The 4,582-nt window shown below is 72.6% G+C and carries 1 protein-coding gene; it reads left to right on the top strand.

Features of this window, described 5'->3' with window-relative positions:
- The coding region (locus I003_RS34420) for an SDR family NAD(P)-dependent oxidoreductase (protein WP_158689061.1) at positions 1-4,582 on the top strand (4,582 nt) is incomplete at both ends.

The raw sequence follows: 4,582 nt of genomic DNA on the forward strand, positions 1-4,582 counted from the left end.
CCTCGACGCCGAGTACTGGTTCAACAACCTCCGCCACCCCGTCCACTTCCACACCACCCTCGAACAACTCCTCGACGACGGCCACCACACCCTCATCGAAACCAGCCCCCACCCCGTCATGACCGCCGCCCTCGCGGACACCTTCGAACAGCGCACCACCACCGCCCACCACCACCCCACCCTCATCCGCAACGACGACACCACAACCCGATTCCTCACCACACTCACCACCCTCCACACCCACCACCACCCCATCGACCTCACCCCCCACCTCCCCACCGACGACCGCACCGCCGAGCTCCTGCCCGAGCTGCCCACCTACCCCTTCCAGCACCAGCCCTACTGGCTGGACGCTCCCGCCCAGCTCACCAGCGCCGGCGACCTCGGCATGAGCGGCACCACCCACCCTCTCCTCAGCGCCGCGGTCCACCTCGCCGACACCACCGGCCCGGACGAGACCGGTGCGAGCACGATGGTGTTCACCGGCCGGGTCGCTCTGGGCAGCCACCCCTGGCTCGCCGACCACGCCGTCGCCGGGACCGTGCTGCTCCCCGGCACCGCGCTCGTCGACCTCGCCCTGCACGCCGGCGACCACACCGGCGCCACCCACCTCGACGAACTGACCCTCCACGCGCCGCTGGTGCTGCAGGAGGCCGGCGCGCGCGACCTCCAGGTCACCACCACACCGCTCGCCGACGGCCAGGGCGCCCGGCAGGTCACGATCCACTCCCGCCCCCACACCGACGACGAGGCCGAGCCCGAGCCGTGGACCTGCCACGCCACCGGCACCCTCACCCCCGAACCGGCCGAAGCGGCCGAGCCGCTGACCCAGTGGCCGCCGGCGGGTGCGCAGGCGCTCGACGTGTCGGAGATCTACCCCCGGCTGGCGACGGGCGGCTACGAGTACGGGCCCGCCTTCCGCGGTGTCACGGCGGCGTGGGAGGCGCCCGACGGCACCCTCCACGCCGAGATCGCCCTCCCCGAGGACACCGACCCGGACGGGCACACGATCCACCCCGCCCTGCTCGACGCCGCCCTCCACCCCCTGGCCGCCCACGGCGGCGCCAAGGCCGGGGCGGACGCGGCGGCGGACACGCAGGTGCGACTGCCGTTCGCGTGGACCGGTGTCTCCGTCCACGCCGTCGGCGCCACCCACCTCCGGGCCACGATCACCCCCACCGGCGAGGAGGGCCACGACCTCGCGCTGCGCGCCTGGGACCCCGAAGGCGCCCCCGTCGCCACCATCGCGGCCCTCAACACCAGGGCCGTCGACGCCTCGGCGCTGACCAGCGGCCCCGACACCGGCGCCGCGACCCGCAACAGCCTCTTCCACGTTGCGTGGAACCCCGCCGGGACGGAGCAGGACGAGGCTGCGGAGCTGGACCGGTACGACATCTACGTCGCCGCACCGGCGGACGACGACACCCCGGCCGCGGCCCACGCCGCGACCGAGGCGCTGCTCGTCCACGTGCAGAGCTGGCTGGCCGCCAACGACGAGACCGACCGACGGCTGGCGGTCGTCACCCACCGGGCCGTCGCCACCCACCCGGCCGAGGACGTCCACCTCGCCCACGCACCGCTGTGGGGCCTGCTCCGCAGCGCCCAGAACGAGAACCCCGACCGCATCCACGTCGTGGACACCGACACCGCCGGCATCGACCCGCACGCCGATGCCGCCGCCATTCCGCACCTCGCCGACGCCCTCGCCACCGGTGAAGCCCAGATCGCCGTCCGCGGCGGCCAGGTGCTGACCGCGCGCCTCGTGCGTGCGACGGGCGCGGAGAGCGGCGTCCTTGACGTGCCGGAAGGCACCTGGAAGCTGGCGAGCGACGGCGACGGCACGCTGGAAGCACTCGCGTGCCGTCCCGCCCCCGAGTGGGACGCCCCGCTGACCGGCAGCCAGGTGCGCGTCCAACTGCACGCGATCGGGTTGAACTTCCGCGACACGCTCATCGCCCTGGGCATGTACCCCGGCGACGCTCCCCTCGGCAGCGAGGGCGCCGGCGTGGTGACCGAGGTCGGCGCCGACGTCACCGGCATCGCGGTCGGCGACCGCGTCATGGGTCTCATGCCGGAAGGCGCGGGCAGCCGCGCGATCACCGACCACCGTCTGCTCACCCCCGTTCCGGAGGAGTGGTCCTCCACTCAGGCGGCGGGGGTCCCGGTGGCCTTCCTGACGGCGTACTACGCGCTGAAGGATCTGGGCCGGCTGGAGGCCGGCGAGTCCCTGCTGCTGCACGCCGCGACCGGCGGCGTCGGCTCCGCCGCACTCCAACTCGCCCGCCACTTCGGCGCCGACATCTACGCCACCGCCAGCCCAGCCAAACACCACCTGCTCCACGCCCAAGGGCTGGACGAGCACCACATCGCCTCCAGCCGCACCCTGCACTTCGAAGACCACTTCCGCACCCACGGACCCGACCAGGGCGTCGACGTCGTCCTCAACGCACTCGCCCACGAGTTCACCGACGCCTCACTGCGCCTCGCACGCCCCGGCGGCCGATTCATCGAAATGGGCAAGACCGACATCCGCGACCCGCAGGCGGTCGAGACCGAGCACCAGGTTCAGTACCGGAACTTCGACCTCATCGAAGCCGGCCCGGACCGCATCCAACAGATCCTGACCCACCTCACCGAGCTGTTCACCGACGGCCACCTGACACCGCTGCCCACCACCGCATTCGACGTACGCCACACCCCGCAGGCCCTGCGCTACCTGAGCCAGGCCCGCCACACCGGCAAACTGACCCTCACCCTCCCCCAGCCACTCAACCCCCACGGCACCGTCCTGATCACCGGCGGCACCGGCGTCCTCGCCGGCCTCACAGCACGCCACCTCATCACCACACACGGCACACGCCACCTCCTCCTCGCCTCCCGCAGCGGCCCCGACCACCCCAACGCCACCACCCTCAAAGACGAACTCACCCAACTCGGCGCCCAAGTCACCCTCACCGCCTGCGACACCACCGACCCCGACGCCGTACGTGCCCTCGTCGACTCCGTCGACCGGCAGCACCCCCTCACCGCCGTCATCCACACCGCGGGGGTCCTCGACGACACAATCCTGACCCAGCTCACCCCCGAGCACCTGCACCCGGTCCTCGACCCGAAGATCGACGCCACCCACCACCTGCACGAGGCGACGCGGCACCTGCCGCTGGCCCGGTTCGTCGTCTACTCCTCAGCCGCCGGCACCCTGGGCAACCCCGGCCAGGCGAACTACGCCGCCGCCAACACCTACCTGGACACCCTCGCCCACCACCGCACCCGCCAAGGCCACCCCACCACCAGCCTCGCCTGGGGCTACTGGAAGCAAGCCACCGGCCTCACCGGCCACCTCACCGACAACGAGGTCCGCAACGTCACCCACGGCACCACCCCGCTTGAAGCGGACCACGCGTTCCGTCTGTTCGATGCGGCCCTCGACGGCCCCGAGGCGTACCAGCTCTGCCTCCCCCTCAACCCGGCCGCGCTGCGTACGGCCCCCCGCGTCCCCGCGCTCCTGCGTGGCATCGTCCCCCGGCCGGCCCGTCGCACCGCCGCCACCTCGGCGGCGGGCGACGGCAGCGCGCTTGCCGAGCAGCTCGCCACGCTCTCCGAGGCCGAGCAGGAGCGCCGTCTGCTCGACCTCGTCCGCAGCAACGTCGCGGCGGTCCTCGGGCACGGCGCCGCCGACGCAGTCGACGCGCAGCGTCCGTTCAAGGAGCTGGGCTTCGACTCCCTCACCGCCGTCGAACTCCGCAACCGGCTCACCAACGCGACCTCTCTGCGTCTTCCCGCCACCCTGATCTTCGACCACCCGACCCCGCACGCGCTGACCCGTCACCTCCTCGGCCAGATCCTCGACAACGGATCCCTCGCCTCCCGGACGCCGAGCCGGACCAGCAGCACCGCCTCCGACGACGACCCGATCGCGATCGTCTCGATGGCCTGCCGCTACCCCGGCGGTGTGCGCGACTCGGCGGCGCTCTGGGATCTCGTCAGCGCCGGTCGCGACGCCATCGGCGACCTTCCGGTCAACCGCGGCTGGGACCTGGAGAACCTGTACGACCCGGACCCGGACGCGACGGGCAAGGTCTACACCCGCCACGGGGCGTTCCTCCACGACGCCGATCTGTTCGATGCGGACTTCTTCCACATGAACCCGCGCGAGGCGCTTGCGACGGACCCGCAGCAGCGGCTGCTGCTGGAGACCTCGTGGGAGGCGTTCGAGCGGGCGGGCATCGACCCCGCCGCGCTCCGGGGCAGCAACACCGGCGTGTTCGCGGGCGTCATCTCCCAGGACTACCTGCTGCGGCTGCACCAGAACCCCGAAGGGCTGGAGGGCTACATCGCCACGGGCAGCTCGGGCAGCGTGGCGTCCGGCCGGATCGCGTACACCTTCGGGCTCGAAGGCCCGGCTTTGACGGTGGACACGGCATGCTCGTCGTCCCTCGTCGCCCTGCACCTGGCCATGCAGGCGCTCCGTAACGGCGAGTGCGACGTCGCGCTGGCCGGCGGCGCGACCATCATGGCCACGCCCGGGACCTTCCAGGTCTTCTCGCGGCAGCGCGGCCTCGCCGCCGACGGCCGCTGCAAG

It is taken from the genome of Streptomyces sp. CNQ329, assembly GCF_000482585.1.